The organism is Microterricola viridarii, from assembly GCF_900104895.1.
Classification (GTDB): Bacteria; Actinomycetota; Actinomycetes; order Actinomycetales; family Microbacteriaceae; genus Microterricola; species Microterricola viridarii.
In genome coordinates this window covers 3,751,721-3,768,082 of sequence record NZ_LT629742.1, presented here as the reverse complement: position 1 = coordinate 3,768,082, position 16,362 = coordinate 3,751,721, and the positions used below count along the sequence as shown (strand labels likewise).

Annotated in this window: 12 protein-coding genes; 11 read left to right on the top strand and 1 reads right to left on the bottom strand. The window is 67.5% G+C overall.

All coding sequences use genetic code 11. The annotated features are described in order from the left end of the window. Positions 1 to 54: 54 nt before the first annotated feature. From BLT62_RS17260 to BLT62_RS17225, 8 genes are all read left to right on the top strand, one after another. The gene (locus BLT62_RS17260; RefSeq protein WP_083365181.1) at positions 55 to 1,233 is read left to right on the top strand and encodes a Gfo/Idh/MocA family protein; all 1,179 of its coding nucleotides are present in this window, start codon (positions 55 to 57) and stop codon (positions 1,231 to 1,233) included. After that, positions 1,230 to 2,765 carry a sugar ABC transporter ATP-binding protein gene (locus tag BLT62_RS17255; protein WP_083365180.1) on the top strand — a complete coding sequence of 512 codons (1,536 nt, stop codon included), beginning with the start codon at positions 1,230 to 1,232 and terminating at the stop codon, positions 2,763 to 2,765. The genes BLT62_RS17260 and BLT62_RS17255 overlap by 4 nt, the downstream gene beginning before the upstream one ends. Then, positions 2,762 to 3,922, top strand: a complete 1,161-nt coding sequence (locus BLT62_RS17250; RefSeq protein ID WP_083365179.1) for an ABC transporter permease — start codon at positions 2,762 to 2,764, stop codon at positions 3,920 to 3,922. Before BLT62_RS17255 ends, BLT62_RS17250 begins: the two co-directional genes overlap by 4 nt. Continuing rightward, positions 3,919 to 5,019 carry an ABC transporter permease gene (locus tag BLT62_RS17245; RefSeq protein WP_083365178.1) on the top strand — a complete coding sequence of 367 codons (1,101 nt, stop codon included), beginning with the start codon at positions 3,919 to 3,921 and terminating at the stop codon, positions 5,017 to 5,019. Before BLT62_RS17250 ends, BLT62_RS17245 begins: the two co-directional genes overlap by 4 nt. Positions 5,020 to 5,045: 26 nt before the next feature. Then, positions 5,046 to 6,230: a substrate-binding domain-containing protein gene (locus BLT62_RS17240; protein ID WP_231919281.1), complete on the top strand. Its 1,185-nt coding sequence runs from the start codon at positions 5,046 to 5,048 to the stop codon at positions 6,228 to 6,230. A 103-nt stretch (positions 6,231 to 6,333) separates the two neighbouring features. Continuing rightward, positions 6,334 to 7,203: a sugar phosphate isomerase/epimerase family protein gene (locus tag BLT62_RS17235; RefSeq protein ID WP_083365176.1), complete on the top strand. Its 870-nt coding sequence runs from the start codon at positions 6,334 to 6,336 to the stop codon at positions 7,201 to 7,203. Continuing rightward, positions 7,200 to 8,279, top strand: a complete 1,080-nt coding sequence (locus tag BLT62_RS17230; protein ID WP_083365175.1) for a sugar phosphate isomerase/epimerase family protein — start codon at positions 7,200 to 7,202, stop codon at positions 8,277 to 8,279. The genes BLT62_RS17235 and BLT62_RS17230 overlap by 4 nt, the downstream gene beginning before the upstream one ends. 139 nt (positions 8,280 to 8,418) lie before the next feature. After that, entirely contained in the window at positions 8,419 to 8,928 is a 510-nt protein-coding gene (locus tag BLT62_RS17225; protein ID WP_083365174.1) for a VanZ family protein, read from the top strand. A gap of 33 nt (positions 8,929 to 8,961) precedes the next feature. Here the strand turns inward: BLT62_RS17225 and BLT62_RS17220 are convergent, their stop codons facing one another. After that, on the bottom strand, positions 8,962 to 10,356 hold the full coding sequence (locus tag BLT62_RS17220; protein WP_172829750.1) for an HNH endonuclease signature motif containing protein: 1,395 nt from the start codon (positions 10,354 to 10,356) through the stop codon (positions 8,962 to 8,964). Between the two features lie 325 nt (positions 10,357 to 10,681). On the opposite strand from BLT62_RS17220, the gene BLT62_RS17215 reads away from it, so the two are divergent. The 3 genes from BLT62_RS17215 to BLT62_RS17205 all read left to right on the top strand — a co-directional run bounded on the left by BLT62_RS17215 (position 10,682) and on the right by BLT62_RS17205 (position 16,284). Continuing rightward, positions 10,682 to 11,983 carry a UDP-glucose dehydrogenase family protein gene (locus BLT62_RS17215; RefSeq protein ID WP_083365172.1) on the top strand — a complete coding sequence of 434 codons (1,302 nt, stop codon included), beginning with the start codon at positions 10,682 to 10,684 and terminating at the stop codon, positions 11,981 to 11,983. Between the two features lie 384 nt (positions 11,984 to 12,367). Beyond that, positions 12,368 to 13,201 (top strand): oligosaccharide flippase family protein, encoded by an 834-nt coding sequence (locus BLT62_RS17210; protein WP_172829749.1) that lies wholly within the window; start codon positions 12,368 to 12,370, stop codon positions 13,199 to 13,201. 1,853 nt (positions 13,202 to 15,054) lie between these two features. Further along, positions 15,055 to 16,284, top strand: coding sequence for a glycosyltransferase (locus BLT62_RS17205; protein ID WP_083365170.1), 1,230 nt, complete (start codon positions 15,055 to 15,057; stop codon positions 16,282 to 16,284). Positions 16,285 to 16,362: the final 78 nt, after the last annotated feature.

The following is a 16,362-nucleotide window of genomic DNA, read 5'->3' as shown; positions in this document are numbered from 1 at the left end:
CAACTTTTGATTTTTAACTAGCAAAAGTCGCGCAACGTGTGTCACACTCTCCCCATGACAAAGACCGTCATCGATTCTGCCGCCACCGCGGACGCGACGAGCCCGGCTCGTGCGGCGTTCGCCGAGGCCGCCGCTGGCCGCACCGGCGCACTCCGGGCCGGATTCATCGGCGCCGGCTTCATGGCCGCCGTGCACAGCCGGGCAGCCAGGGCCGCCCGTGCCACGCTCGCCGGGGCCGCGGCCTCCTCCAGCGCCAGCGCCGAACAGGCCGCGGCGCTGCTCGGGCTCGAGCGCTCCTACTCCTCGGTGAACGAGCTGCTCAGCGACGGCGACATCGACGTCGTGCACATCTGCACCCCCAACACCACGCACGCCCCGTTCGCGCTGGCGGCGCTGGACGCCGGCAAGCACGTCATCTGCGAGAAGCCGCTGGCGACCTCGGTCGGCGACGCGGCCGAGCTGGCCCGCCGGGCCGAGGCCAGCGGCCTCAGCGCGACAGTGCCCTTCGTCTACCGCTTCCACCCGATGGTGCGCGAGGCCCGCGCCCGCGTGCTGAGCGGCGAGACCGGCCGGCTGCTCAGCCTGACCGGCGGATACCTGCAGGACTGGCTGGCCGAGCCGCTCTCGGACGATTGGCGGGTGAACGCCGAGCTCGGCGGCCCGTCGCGGGCGTTCGCCGACATCGGCTCCCACCTCGTCGACCTGCTGGAGTTCGTGACCGGCGATCGGATCGCCCGGTTGAACGCCACGACGCGCACCGTCTACGGCGAGCGCTCGAGCAATCGCGACATCGCCACCGAAGACCTCGTCGCACTCGTCGTCGAGATGCGCGGCGGAGCCGTCGGCACGCTGCTCATCTCGCAGGTGGCGCTCGGGCGCAAGAACAGCCTCGTCCTGGAGATCTCCGGCACAGAGGAGAGCATCCGCTTCGATCAGGAGCGGCCGGACGAGCTCTGGCTCGGCCGCCGATCAGGCTTCCGCCACCTGGTGCGCGATCCCGGCCTGCTGTCGCCGGACGCGGCCAGGCTCAGCGTCGTGCCCGCCGGGCATCCGATGGGCTATCAAGACGCCTTCAACTCCTTCGTCGCCGACAGCTATTCAGCTGCCGTCGCGCCGGACGGGGCGCGGCCGGAGGGCCTGCCGACCTTCGCGGACGGCTTGCGCGCCGTGCGCGTGACCGCCGCCGTGCTGGAGTCCGCGGCATCCGGCCGCTGGGTGGAGGTCACCGAATGAGCGAGCAGACCCCCATGGCGCCCGGCGCCGCCGTGCCCATCCTCACCGCCACCGGCCTGAGCAAGAGCTTTTTCGGCGTGACGGTGCTGCACGACGTCGGCATCGAGCTGATGCCTGGCCAGGTGCACGGCCTCGTCGGCGAGAACGGCGCGGGCAAGTCGACCTTCATGAAGATCCTGGCCGGGGTCTACGAGCGGGACGCCGGTGTCGTCACGCTCGGCGGCGAGCCGGTGGTGTTCGGCCACCCGGTGCAGGCGATGAACGCCGGGCTGGCGACGGTGTTCCAGGAGTTCAACCTGCTGCCGGACCGCAGCGTCGCCCAGAACGTGTACCTCGGCCGCGAGCCGCGCCGGCGCGGCTTCGTCAGCCAGCGCGCCATGGTGCGACAGACCCGGGCGCTGCTCGACGAGCTCGGCATCGACTTCATCGACCCGACCGCCCGCGTCGGCTCGCTCACCGTGGCCGAACAGCAGATCGTCGAGATCGCCAAGGCGCTCAGCTACGACGCCCGGGTGATCTCGATGGACGAGCCGACGGCGGCTCTGGCCGATCACGAGGTCGCGCTGTTGTACGGCATCATCCGCCGGCTGCAGGCGCGCGGCGTCGCGATCCTCTACGTCAGCCACCGGCTCAAGGAGATCTTCGAGCTCTGCGACAGCATCACGGTGCTCAAGGACGGGGCGCTCGTCAGCAGTGGCCCTGCCGCAGAGCTCGACACGAACGAGCTGGTGCGCCGCATGGTCGGCCGCTCGATCGAGACATTCTTCCCCGGCCCTGTAGGGGGAACCACGGTCGGGGAGCTCCGCTTGGCGGTCAGCGACGGCGGCAACGCCTTCGTCGACGGCATCGACGTCGAGCTGCGCGCCGGCGAGATCGTCGGGATGTCCGGGCTGCAGGGCAGCGGGCGCACCGAGCTCGTCGAGGCGATCTTCGGGGCGGCACCCTTCAACCGGGGAACCATCACGCTGGACGGCTCGCCGGTGCGCATCGGCAGCCCGCGGGCCGCCGTCAAGCACGGCGTCGCCCTCATTACCGAAGACCGCAAGGCCCAGGGCCTCGCGCTCGGCCAGTCGGTCCTCGACAATGCGCTGCTGGTGATCCGCGGCGTCTTCGCCCGGCGCACCGCGGCCGTGCGCAAGGAGATCCCCGGCGTGCTCAGCTCGCTCGAGATCAGCTCGCAGGGGCTCGGTCAGGAGGTGCAGTTCCTCTCCGGCGGCAACCAGCAGAAGGTGGTGCTCGCCAAGTGGCTGGCCACCAAGCCGAGGGTCGTCCTGCTCGACGAGCCGACCCGCGGCATCGATGTCGGCGCGAAGATCGCCGTCTACCAGCTGATGCGTCAGCTCGCCCGGGAGGGGGTCGCGATCCTGATGATCTCGTCCGAGCTGCCGGAGGTGATCGGCATGTCAGACCGCATCCTCGTCATGCACGACGGCCGCATCGTGGCCGAGCTGCCCGCGGGCTCCACCGAGGAGCAGGTGCTCTCGGCGGCAACGGGTGCCGCGGCATCCGCACACGAAGGGACACGGGCATGAACGCGGTCTCCGCACGGCGCCGCTCTGGGCGTCGCCTCGACTCCACGGTGATCGTCTACCTGGCGCTGATCGGTGTGATCGCGATCGGGGCGATCCTCGTCGCCACCGTCGGGCGCAGCTTCTTCAGCGCGGGCAACATCCGCGACATCCTGACCGGCATGAGCGTGCTCGGCTTCGTGGCCATCGGGCAGACCCTGGTGATCCTCTGCGGCTCGCTCGACCTCTCCGTCCCCTACGTGATCAGCCTCTCCAGCCTGCTCGCCGCCGACATCATGAAGGGCAACCCTGCCAATATCGCCGCAGCGGTCGCCGTCGCCCTGGGCGTCGCGGCGCTGCTCGGCCTGGCCAACGGCCTGATCGTCACCAAGCTCAAGGTGCACGGCTTCATCGCGACCCTCGGCATGGGGCTCATCATCAAGGGCTACCTCGACACCAACTACAAGGGAACCAGCGGCAGCGTGCCCTGGGAGTTCCAGCTGATCGGCGCGACGGGCATCGGGCCCGTGCCGGTGTCGACCGTCATCATGCTCGCCGTCGCGCTGCTGGCCGCGCTCTTCCTCAACCGGACCAGGGTCGGCAACCACATCTACGCCGTCGGCGGCAACGAGCAGGTCGCGAGGCTCAGCGGCATCCGCACGGCCAACCCGGTGATCCTCGCCCACGTGCTCTGCTCGGTGTCGGCCGCCATGGCCGGCCTGCTGCTGGCCAGCCGCCTCGGCGTCGGGAGCCCGACCGTCGGCACCCAGGGCGGCTACGACCTGCTCTCGATCGCCGCGGTCGTGCTCGGCGGCACCCTGCTCGCCGGCGGCCGGGGCTCGATCTGGGGCACCATCGGCGGCGTCGCGATCTTCGCAGTGCTCGACAACGTGATGAGCGTGCTGCAGGTGAACCCGTTCATGAAGGACGTCGTGCGCGGCATCGTCATCGTCGCGGCCGTCGCCGTCTACACCGGGCGCCAGGTGGAGCGCCGGCGGGCACGTTTCGGTCCAGGCGGATCGGCCACGGAGAGGGAAGGCGATGCGGGCCCGGATGCCCAGGCACCCGCCCCGGCATCCGCCTCGGCCCAGCCCGAATCGACCCAGCCCGACTCGACCAAGCACAGCGCGGCCCAGCACAGCTCGGCCCAGCTCGACACGAACGTGGGAGACCGGTCATGAACGCCGTGAAGACCTTGGTGAGCCCGCGCGGCGCCGTCTTTCTGCTGCTGATCGTGCTGCTCGTGGCGATCACGATCCGCAACCCGGACTTCGCCGAGCCCGGCCAGCTGATGCGCTTCATCCAGAGAGTCGCCCCCGTCGCGATCGTGGCCATCGGCCAGTACTTCGTGATCGTCGGCGGCGAGTTCGACCTGTCGATGGGGTCGCTCGTGACGGCGCAGGTCGTGATAGCCGGCAACCTGATCGGCCAGGACGAGAGCCGGTCGATCCCCGTGCTCATCTTCATGTTCGTCTTCGGCGCCGTCATCGGACTGATCAACGGCGTGATCGTCTCGTTCCTCAAGGTGCCGTCGTTCATCGTGACGCTCGGCATGATGCTCGCGCTGCTCGGCGCCGTGTTCTATTGGACGGGCGGCGCGGCGACGGGCAACCCGGCCGACTCCTTCCGCCAGATCGGGCGCGGCGGCATCCGCGACGTGCCCGTGCTCGACTTCATCCCCTGGTCGGTGCTCATCCTGGCCGTCGTGCTCGGCCTCGCCGTGTGGTTCATGAAGCGCCCGTTCGGCCGCACCATCATCGCGCTCGGCGACAACCCGACCGTCGCGAAGTACGCCGGAGCGCGCAGCTGGTGGGTCAAGACGAGCACCTTCATCCTCTCCTCGCTCTCGGCGACGGTTGCCGGCATCCTGCTGGTCGGCTACGCCGGCGTGCACCCCTCGGTCGGCCGCGGCTACGAGTTCATCGCCATCACGGCCGTCGTGCTCGGCGGGGTAGTACTCGGCGGCGGGCGCGGGTGGGTCGTGGCCGCGGCCGCCGGAGCCTTCGCGCTGGAGGCCCTGTTCACGCTGTTGAACTTCTACGACGTCCCGTCGACCTGGCGCGATGCCATCCAGGGCGTCATCATCATCGCGGCCGTGGCCTACTCGGCCACGACCGTCCGATCGCGCCGCCGCGCGCGGCCGGCACAAGCTTCCCCCACACCGGAGAAGGAGGAGCGCCCGATGGAGGGCGCGACTCGCACTGCAACTCACACCCCTCTGAACGCTGGTTCAGCGCACCCCGAGGGCGACAAGACACACAACCAAGGAGGTTTGTGATGCGACGAATGCACGTAGTGTCCGCCATGGTCGGAGCTTTTGCGCTGCTGACCCTGGCCGGCTGCACGACCGACCCGGGCGTGACCGCCCCGACCGAGACCACCGGCAGCGAAGAGACCGCCGCGCCATCGGTGGAGTGGTTTGACCAGGCACTCTTCGACAAGCAGGACGCCGAGCGCTCCGTCGTGCCAGAGGGGCCGGACGGCAAGCCGTACCTGCAGTACATCAACGCAGAGATGGTCGACACCAGCCAGTACAAGGCGGAGGGGGCCAAGAAGGGCTGCTTCGCGAACGCCTCGATCTCCAACCCCTGGCGCCAGACCGGCTGGATCACCATGAACGAGCAGCTGAAGGCGCTGCAGGAATCCGGTGCGATCAGCGAGCTCGAGACCCGTGACGCGCAGGACAGCGATGACACGCAGATCGCCGACATCGACTACTTCATCAACGAGGGCAACTGCGACTTCTTCGTCATCTCGCCGAACAGCACGGCGGCCATGACTCCGGCTGTCGAGCGGGCCTGCGACACCGGCCTGCCGGTGATCGTCTTCGACCGCGGCGTGCAGACCGACTGCCCCGTCACGTTCATCCACCCGATCGGTGGATTCGCGTGGGGCATCGACACCGCCGAGTTCCTGATCGACAACCTCCAGGAGGGTGACAAGGTCGTGGCCCTGCGCATCCTGCCGGGCGTCGACGTGCTCGAGCAGCGCTGGGCAGCGGCCGAGAAGCTCTTCGATGAGGCCGGCATCGAGGCCGTCGACTACTTCACGGGTGCCGACCCGGTCGAGATCAAGAAGATCATCTCCGATGAGCTCGCCAAGGGTGACGTCAAGGGCATCTGGATGGACGCCGGTGACGGCGCCGTCGCCGCTATCGAGGCCTTCGAGGATGCCGGAGTGGACTACCCGGTCATGACCGGTGAAGACGAGATGAGCTTCCTGCGCAAGTGGAAGGAAACCGGTCTGACCGGCCTCGCCCCCGTCTACTCCAATTTCCAGTGGCGGACGCCGCTGCTCGCCGCCCAGATGATCTTCGCTGGCGAGCAGGTCCCCCAGGAGTGGGTGCTGCCGCAGAGCCCGATCACGGCCGAAGAGGTTGACCAGTACCTCGCCGCCAACGACGGCATGCCCGACGGTCACTACGCCAAGTTCGGCGGAGAAGACCTGCCCGGCTACCCGACGATCTGGCAGGAGCGCCAGATTCCGTAAGGAGCCTGACCAGCGGTGGGCCTGTCGAAACCTCTACGGTGGTTTCGACAGGCTCATCTGGTTCTCCCCGGTGACGCCGTCACCACAACTGCAAGGAGGCAGTATGAGACGCACGCTCGGCGTGAACACGTGGGTGTGGACGAGCCCGCTCACCGACTCCACCCTCGAGACGCTCGCCGCCAAGGCCGCGGCCCTCGGGTTCGGCGCGATCGAGCTGCCGGTCGAGACGCCGGGGGACTGGTCGCCGGAGCGCGCCCGCGACGTGCTGGCCGAGCACCGCCTGCTGCCGATCGTGGTTGGCGCGATGGGCCCCGGCCGCAACCTGGTCGCCGCCCCGGCGAGCGAGATCGTCGCCACCCAGAACTACCTCGGGCACTGCATCGACGTGGCCGAGCGCATCGGCTCCCGCATCGTCGCCGGCCCGTTCTACGCGGCAACCGGGCGCACCTGGCGCATGTCGGATGCCGACAGGGCCGCGCACCACGAGGAACTGCGCGCCGCGCTGGCCCCCGTCGTGAACCGGGCCGAGCGTAGCGGCATCCGCCTGGCCGTTGAGCCCCTCAACCGCTATGAGACGAGCCTCATCAACACCGTCGAGCAGGCGCTCTCCGCCCTCGGCCCGCTGCTCGGCCGCGGCCTGGGGCTCGCGCTGGACAGCTACCACCTCAACATCGAGGAGAAGAGCATCGGCGACGCCATCCGCCGGGCCGGCCGGCACCTCGCCTATGTGCAGGTCTGCGGCAACGACCGTGGCGCCGTCGGCGACGACCACATCGACTGGGCGGCGTTCCTGGACGCGCTCGACGACGTCGACTACCGCGGTCCGCTCGGCCTGGAGAGCTTCACCGGCGACAACGCCACCATCGCCGTCGCGGCCTCCGTCTGGCGGCCCCTCGCCGAGAGCCAGGATGCGCTCGCCGCAGACTCCTTTGCCTACCTCACCGCCTTGCAGAACGAGAGGGAACACCGATGACCGAGCAGCACGCGCCACAGGAGCCGACCCCTTCGGTTTCGCCGACCCCGTCGGTTGAGCCTGTCGAAACCCCGACGCATCCGGTCACGCTCTTCACCGGGCAGTGGGCCGACCTCCCGTTCGAGGAGGTGGCGCGGCTGGCGGCCGAGTGGGGCTACGACGGGCTGGAGATCGCGGCATCCGGCGACCACCTCGACCTCAAGCGCGCCGACGAGGACGACGCGTACCTGCGCTCGCGGCTGGAGACCCTCGACAGGCACGGCCTGAGCGTCTACGCCATCTCCAACCACCTCACCGGGCAGGCCGTCTGCGACGACCCGATCGACTTTCGCCACCAGGCCATCGTGCGCGACTACACCTGGGGAGACGGCGATGCGGAGGGGGTCCGCCAGCGCGCGGCCGACGACATGAAGCGGGCGGCGCGGGTGGCGCGCAAGCTCGGCGTCGACACCGTCGTCGGGTTCACCGGCTCCAAGATCTGGCCGTACGTCGCCATGTTCCCGCCCGTGCCGGCCAGCGTGATCGACGCCGGCTTCGAGGACTTCGCCACCCGCTGGCACCCGATCCTCGACGTCTTCGACGACGAGGGCGTGCGTTTCGCCCACGAGGTGCACCCGAGCGAGATCGCCTACGACTACTGGTCGAGTGTGCGCACCCTCGACGCCATCGGGCACCGCCCCGCGTTCGGGTTCAACTGGGACCCCAGCCACATGATGTGGCAGAACATCGACCCCGTCGGCTTCATCTGGGACTTCCAGGACCGGATCTACCACGTCGACTGCAAGGACACGCGGATGCGGCCGCAGAACGGCCGGGCCGGGGTGCTCGGCTCGCACCTGCCGTGGGGCGACCCGCGCCGCGGCTGGGACTTCGTGTCGACCGGCCACGGTGATGTGCCGTGGGAGGACGCCTTCCGGGCGCTCAACGCGGTCGGCTACACCGGCCCGATCTCGGTCGAGTGGGAGGACGCGGGCATGGACCGCCTGCACGGCGGCCCGCAGGCACTCGCCTACATTCGCTCGCTGCTCTGGAAGCAGCCGGCGACGAGCTTCGACGCGGCCTTCTCCACGCAGTAGCGCCGGCGGCAACGACGGCATTGGCGGGCGCGGCCGACGCGTGGCCGACGCGCGGGCGGCGCCCGCCGATGCGCGAAACACCCAGCGCGTCACCTACGCTGGCTCTTTCACGTGACCGGCAACCGAGGGGCACCAGCGAATGAGCCAACAGCCACCACCGAGCCATGCCCGCCGCAACGCCTCCCTGTTGCTGCTTCTGGCCTACATCGGCGTCGTTGCCGCCATGACGCTCTCGCCGACCCCGCTTGACCAGGGCTTCGAATCCGCGATCGACAAGTTCCTCGGCGTGCTGCACCGCAACGGCGTGCCTGAGTGGTTCGGCTACAACAAGCTGGAGTTCACGGCGAACATCCTCATGTTCGTACCACTCGGCTTCCTGCTCGGCCTGGCCCTGCCCGCCCGCATCTGGTGGGTCGCCGTTCTGGTCTCGCCGGCGCTCTCCGTGGCCATTGAACTCACCCAGGCCGGTCTGCTCACCGCACGCTTCGCCACGATGAGCGATGTCTTCGCCAACACCATCGGCGGCCTGATCGGCACGCTGCTGGCGATCATCCTGCGCGCCATCGTGAACGCCCGCGACGAGAAGGTGATCGCCCGAGCCCTCTGGCAAGCGCAGAATCAGACCGCTCTGCCAGCCCGCAGCCGATAGCGGGCGAGGCGAGCACCACGTTGCTCGCGCGCCTCAGCAGGCGATGGTGTCGATGCTGATCCGGCCTCCGCGTCGGGGCGTCCGGTCGGGGTCCACGCTGGCCGGCGGGATGAACCACGGCACGTTGTCGATGATCTCCACCTGCCAGCCATTGTCGTGTATTCGGTGGTGGCAGCCGCTGCAGAGCAGGATCCCGTTGCAGAGGTCGGTGGGCCCGTCGTCCCGCTCCCACCATTCGAGATGGTGGGCCTCGGTATAGCCCGGTGGATGCGGGCAGCCGGGCCAGGCGCAGCCGCCGTCGCGTTCGGCCAGGGCGATCCGCTGGGCCCGGGTGAAGCTGCGGCGGGCCCTGCCGAGGTCCAGCACCTCGCTCCTGCCGCCGAGGACGATCGGGATGATCTCTGCGCTCGCCGCCAACCGACGGGCGCTGGCAGCGGACAGGCCGTCTGCGACGCCGTCGATCTCGGCGGTGCCCAGCCCGCTGGTGAGCTCCTCGAGCGTCGTGCGCACCACGACGGTGGTGCTGCGCAGCGCCGGCATGGTCTTCTCGCAGCCGAGCGCGTGGCGGGCGATGTCGACCAGCGCGTCCAGGCGCAGCGCGGGCAGTTCGCGCCCGTCGGCGAGGGCCGGGTCGTCGTTCTCACGGTTGGCGTGCAACTGGGCGCTGACGATGCCGTCGACTGCCGTCACGACGATGGCGGCGCTCTCGGGGTCCAGCACGACGTGCAATTCCGTCATCCCGTCGGCCGTTGTGCGCCGAGTCAAGGCGCGCCGGCTGCGCAACTCGTCCTCGCGCGGGCGCACGCCGTCTTGATCGAGGCGATCCCGCCAAGCCTGACAGAGCTGCAGGATGGTGGCGACGGTCAGCGTTTCAGCGGCGTGGACCAAGGACTCCTCGGCTCTGGCCATATGCTCGCGGTCGGCGCGGGGTGCAACGGACTCGAGCATCCGCACAATGTGGGCCGCGGCATCCGTGCCGATCGTGCCTGCCGTCAGTGCGGCGGCGACGGCGGGGAACGGGGGAGGGATGACGGCCCCGCTGAAGCTCAGCCCGCTGGCGGTGCGCTCGCCGAGCCGCTGCAGTTTCGCGGCCTCGCCGATCGGCACACGCATCACCTCGGAGAGAAACCCGGGAGCGGAGTTGCTCCCTTGCCGGGTGCACAAGCGCTCCGGCCCGAGCTCGGGGCGGGAGCGGCGCCCGACCTCGGCTGCGGCCCGCATTCGCAGGGCGTCGGCGGCGCGCACGACATTCTGCAGCCGCTCGACGGTGCTGATCAGCGTGGAATCCGTCATGCCCTCGAAGTCCGCCTCGACCTGCCGGCCAAGGGCCTCGGAGAGCGGGCCGGCAAAGGATGCGGGTGATGCCTGCTCCCACGCGGATGCCAGAGCATCGACCGAGTCGGCAAGGGTTTCCAAAGCTTCGTTCATCGCTGCACCTCCTCGTGCATCTTCGAGGCCGGCAATCGTCTGGCGTTCCGGCCTGAAACCAGACTCCCACCACCCTCTGACACTCATTTCTGCAGATGAGAGCGCAAAACGAGCGCCGCAATGCATTCAGTTGTGCGGCGGTGCCCGCGCGATGGAATCAATGGTCTTGGTGTCAAAACTCGACTGATTTGCGCGCGAACCGGTGAGCGGCACTGCAGGATTTCACTCCGTCGCCCACGGCAGGGGATGATTGAACCGACTTTGTCGGAGTGACGGCACAACGGGTGGCTCGTCTACCCAGACATGAACTTGGGAGAGTGGCTTCGTGAAGCTATCCGTTATCGGCTGTGGCTACCTGGGTGCCGTGCACGCCTCGGCGATGGCCGAACTCGGCCACGAGGTCGTCGGCATCGACGTCGACCAGGCCAAGATCGAGCAGTTGGCCGCCGGCCGCCCTCCGTTCTTCGAGCCTGGCCTGCCCGAGATCCTCACCTCGGCCGGCGCGAGTGGTCGCCTGCGCTTCAGCACCGACATGGCCGAAGTCTCCGAGGCGACGGTGCACTTCGTCGCCGTCGGCACCCCGCAGATGCAGGGTAGCTATGCCGCCGACATGCGTTACGTCGACGCCGCGATCGACGCCTTGATCCCGTACCTGAAGGCGGGCGACCTCGTCGTTGGAAAGAGCACGGTGCCGGTGGGCACGGCCGCCCGGCTGGCCCAGAAGCTCGCCGAGAGCGGCAGCGGTGCGACGTTGGCCTGGAACCCGGAGTTCCTGCGCGAGGGCTTCGCTGTGAAAGACACGATCGAGCCGGACCGCCTGGTCTACGGCGTGGCCGACGAGCGCGCGGCATCCGTGCTGGACGAGGTCTACGCCACCGCACTGGGCACCGGCACCCCGCGCATCATCACCGACTACGCCACCGCCGAGCTGGTCAAGGTGGCGGCCAACGCCTTCCTGGCCACCAAGATCTCGTTCATCAACGCGATGGCCGAGATCGCCGAGGTGACCGGGGCGGATGTCGGCCAGCTCGCCGATGCCATCGGCCACGACGCGCGCATCGGGCGACGCTTCCTCAACGCCGGCGTCGGCTTCGGCGGCGGTTGCCTGCCCAAGGACATCCGCGCCTTCACGGCACGCGCCGAGGAGCTCGGCCGCGGCGAGTCCGTCGCCTTCCTCAAGGAGGTCGACGCCATCAACCTGCGCCGCCGGCAGCGTGTCGTTGACCTCGCCGTCGAGGCCCTCGGCGGATCGGTCTACGACAAGCGCATCGCCGTGCTCGGGGTCACCTTCAAACCGGACTCCGACGACGTGCGCGACTCCCCGGCCCTTGACGTCGCCGTGCAGCTGAAGGGTCTCGGCGCCCGGGTCGTCTCCACCGACCCGCAGGGCATCGAGAATGCCCGGATCCGCCACCCGCAGCTGGACTACGCGGGCACGGCCGACGAAGCGCTCGCCGGAGCCGACCTGGTGGTGCTCGCCACCGAGTGGAAGCAGTTCCGCGAGCTCGACCCGGTGCGCTCTGCGACCCTGGTCGCGGGCGCGAGCGTGATCGACGGCCGCAACGCCCTGGACGCCGCCGTTTGGCGCGCCGCGGGATGGACGTACCGGGGCATGGGGCGTCCCTGAATCTCACGCAGCAGATCGCGTCGGGCTTCCTCCCTTGGACGGCCGCCGCTTCGCTTTTCAAGGAGTTGTTCTCAAGTTGGCCTTCGCCGAGCCCGCGGGTCGACGCTTGAGCTGGCTGCGCCTCAACAGCGCGGGGCGCAGCGCACGACCCCACACTGCACGGTCGCGCCCCCAAACTCGGGGTAGCTCGCTGTGGGCGGGTTCACTATCGTGAGCTGCTTACGCTTGTGAGGCTCGGCAGCCTCAAACCGTGTTTGCAGTCCGTGGTTCCGGGTGCCCGGGTACGCAAGCCACTTGATGTGAAGCCCTGTGTGAGTCGTTGGAGCTACTCAAGAGGAACAACACTGTCGTGCGCTGCGATGAGTTCTGCGTTGAGACCACATAGTGCGCCGTCAATTCGGCACACTTGCCCTTGCTCGACTCACCGCAACAACGATAGAGGCGCTCGGAATTGTGCTGTTGGCGCGCCTTGTTGCAGGCGCTGACCTCGGCCTGACCCTAACGACCATCTCATTGCAGACGACTCTGTTGGGCATCGCGAGTCTTGGCATCACAACGCTCATCCTGTGCGAGTACTCACGAGAGAACTACGCTGCTGTGCGAGCCGCGCTCAAACTGAGTATCAGTTCCTCAGTCGTCGGTGGTGTGCTGGCCGCGACCTTGCCTTTGCTGGTCATTGGGGACCATCCGATGAAGACGCTGACAGCTGTGCTCTTGGCATTTGTTGTGAGCGTGGACAAGAACGTTGAGGCGCAGGTCGGAATTTCCATCGCATGCGGCATCAGCCGAACCCCGGGAACGTCAATCCTCCTGCGAGCGGTTGCGGCTCTCGCTATCTTTTTGGGGCTCGTCCCCACAGACACGAACCCGGTCCTCGCCTTCAGCATTGGAAAAGCAGCGGCTGCGATGATCGGTTTGGTGCATTTCCTCGACGTCACTTTCGTTCCTCAAACGGGCTCGCGCGTGAGCCAGATCGAACTCATGAGGGTGTTGTGGCCGTTGGCCGCCAATAACTCGCTCGCGGCACTCCGTTCTCTGGATACCGTCATCGTGACAGCGGTCAGTGGCGCGACGGCGGCCGGGCTCTACGCAGCCGCGTCGAAGAGTCTTGCGCCGTTCGGCTTCGCGGCCAGCGCATTGAGTGCGGTCCTGATGCCCACCTCGGCAGTGATGTCCGGCCCAGAAGCCCGACGCCGAGCATGGAAGATCGCAAAGTAGGCCGGTATCGCGACCGTGAGTTTGATCCCCTTTACCTTCTTCAGCGAGCCGGCGATGTCGCTGCTTTTCGGCAGTGCGTTTGCTGACGGTGCTGGCGCGTTTGCCTGGATATAAATGAGCATTCCTGCAGCGGGAGCCTCGCCCTTGATCTCGACGGTGCTTCAATCACAGAATCCTGACCGCTTCGTCTTTGTGAACTCCGCGACAATCACCCCGGCGGCCCTGCTCGCGACGGCCATTGGTGCGATTGCATTTGGAGCTACCGGGGCCGGACTGAGCTTCGCCACTATGACCTGGCTCCGCGCGATTCGCCTTCTTGGCGGGACGGGCGGGCTGGTTCGTAGCTGAGCGGGGGGCGGTTCTGCGTTTCGCAGCAGCCCGCCTGGTGGAGAGTGTCCGCCGGAATGTTCGCCGCAGTCTGAAGTTCTGGATTCGTTGTGCTACTCCCACGGTGCGAGCATGGCCGCGTTGCATCACTAATGACACGGGTGGGAGCCTAAGGGAACTGCACATTCGCGAATCTTGATGGGTTCTGCTCTTGAGCGCGCCACTGTGACGGCAGCTGAGTGCACTCGCGCTCGCCGCAGCGTCCGCGGGCCCTATCTCTCCCTACGCGTCTCCGAACGGTGGCGAGTTTTGGTGTGATTACCCCCGTGTTTGCCGTCCGAGTGGTGCTGCTGAACTGCTGAACATTGCCAGCCTCGGAATCACATCGGGGGGCCTGCGTGGATCCTCGTGCGGGCGCTACGGCAACGCGCGCGCCTTCAAGCTCGGAGTTTCGGAGCTTCGGCGCTCGAAGGCTTCATTGCAAAGCTCGCGCCGCTGACGTCTTGGAACCTAGGGGCGGTGCTTTGAGATGGACTGCTGTTGGCGGAGGGTGCTAATGCCGGGCAGCGGTAACGAATTCCGTCACGAGCGCACTATGTGCCCCCAAGTCAAAGGCGCTCGCTCCATTCGGTATGCTCGCGACTGCGCTCGGCACTGTACTGATGCCGACTGTGTGAGAAGTAGCCGGAACGCATGTCAGCCGGACAAAATGCGGACCGCACTGTTGGAGGGTGTGCTGGCAGCCCTCTTGATTTCGCTCAGGATCTTCAGTTAACCGGCGGGGCTTCTGTTCGGTGATAATTCGGGCGCGGGCGCGGGCGCGGGCGCGGGCGCGGGCGCGGGCGCAGGCGTGTTTCCTTGGCTGCTACTAAGTTTTCCATCGGCCCGGGTTGCGCCGCTCATTGTGCCGGTACTCCAAACACAAAACCGTGACCGCTATGTCCTTTCGGCCGCTGCCTTCTGCGCTCTGGCGACGCTAACCGCGACAGGAACTGGCGCGGCCGTTTGCGGTTCGAAGGGTGCTGGACCGGCGTTCGCGGCGATGACTTGACTCCGCATCAGTTGGCGGTTCTTTTGGAGAACTACTTAGCATCCATGGTGCGACGGGGCCACACCAGTGCCGACGGGAGGAATTGCGATGTCGGCGAACCAGCTCACCTGATGCCGAACGAGCTGCGAGCAGTGAGGTAGTCCACTCGGTAGTCGCTCGCTAACCGTATGTGCTCATCTGGCCCACCCAAGCGGTGAGACGGCCGATGTTGCGCATCGGTCAGTGGGGGAAGGCCTGTTGCTGTCACTGGCCATGGGCGTCGATCGTCATCGACGTCGGCAAGGAGGTCGTTGGTGGACCGCCAGCCGGTAGTGAGCACGCGCTTCAGCCCCAAACGACTTCGAGTCATGCTCCGGGCGGTTGGGGCGGCGTCTTGAATGATTAGAATGGTGACGGTGCCTTCGCTCCGGAGCGAAGTTGTGCCGTGGCTTGAGAGCACGGCGACGCGGCCGAAATCCGCTAGGGGGAACGACACGTGGCAGGCTTGATCGCGCACGAATGGATCGAGGCGCACGGCGGCTCTGAGAATGTTCTCGAGGCGATTGCCTCCCTTTACCCGGACGCCGACATTGTCACTCCGTGGAACAACGCGCCACACCGCTTTCCCGACCGGGACGTGCACGAGCTGTGGCTGGCAAAATCGCCGCTGCGAGGGAAGAAAGCGCATTCCGTGCCGTTCCTCACGATGGCATGGCGCAGCGCTGTCCCCAAACACCTCGACTACGACTGGGTGATCTCAAGTTCCCATCTCTTCTCTCATCATGTGCTCCCGCGCGGGCGCAGCGAGGGTGTGCCCAAGCTGGTCTACGCGCATACCCCGGCCCGCTACATCTGGACTCCTGAGCTCGACGAACGGGGCAATAGTCTCCCGGCCCGCCTGCTTTCGCCCGCTCTCCGCAGGATCGACCGACATCGCGCCGCTGAGGCGACCGCTATCGCCGGCAACAGTGCCTATGTTGCCGATCGAATTCGTGATGCATGGGGTGTGGAGGCCACAGTGATCCACCCGCCTGTCGAGGTCGCCAAGCTCCAGTCGGTACTGGAATGGGCTGCGCTGACAACGCCAGAAGAACAGGGAATGCTCGCAGGCTTGCCACGCGAGTTCGTTCTCGGCGCTTCCCGATTCATCCCCTACAAGCGGCTTGATCTCGTGATTGCGGCCGGTTCCAAGGCGGGACTTCCGGTGGTTTTGGCTGGCGGCGGGCCCGAGAATGCGCGGCTCCGGGCGCTCGCAGCCGAGGCCGCGGTTCCCGTCCACTTCGTCGACAGTCCATCGAGCGCGCTGCTCTACGCGCTCTACCAGGCCGCGACGGTCTACGTTTTTCCACCGGTCGAAGACTTCGGGATCATGCCAATTGAGGCGATCGCCGTCGGCACCCCGGTCGTGGGCAGCTGGATAGGCGGATCCGCGGAGACGATCACCGAGGGCGTCTCCGGGGTTCATTTTGAAGCGCCGGATGCTGACAGTCTCGCTCGTGCCATTGCTGCGGCAGCCGCGCTGGACACCGAAGCCTGCCGGGCGGAGAGCGCCAAGTTCTCACGCGAGGCGTTCAACGCTCGCTTCACGAGCTGGGTCGATGCATCCCTAGCTAGGACAACCCTTGTCGAGGCGCGGGTGCAACTTCGACCCAACCCTGATCCAACTGCTTCGATGCGACCCAAGACGCAGTTCGGATCAGTCCAGCGGTCGCACGCGGGAGGGTGAAACCGTGGTCGTGGTCGTGGCTAGTTGCTCTTTCAACACAGGTTGTGAGCAGCGTTGCAGGAGGGCCTCAAGCGAGAA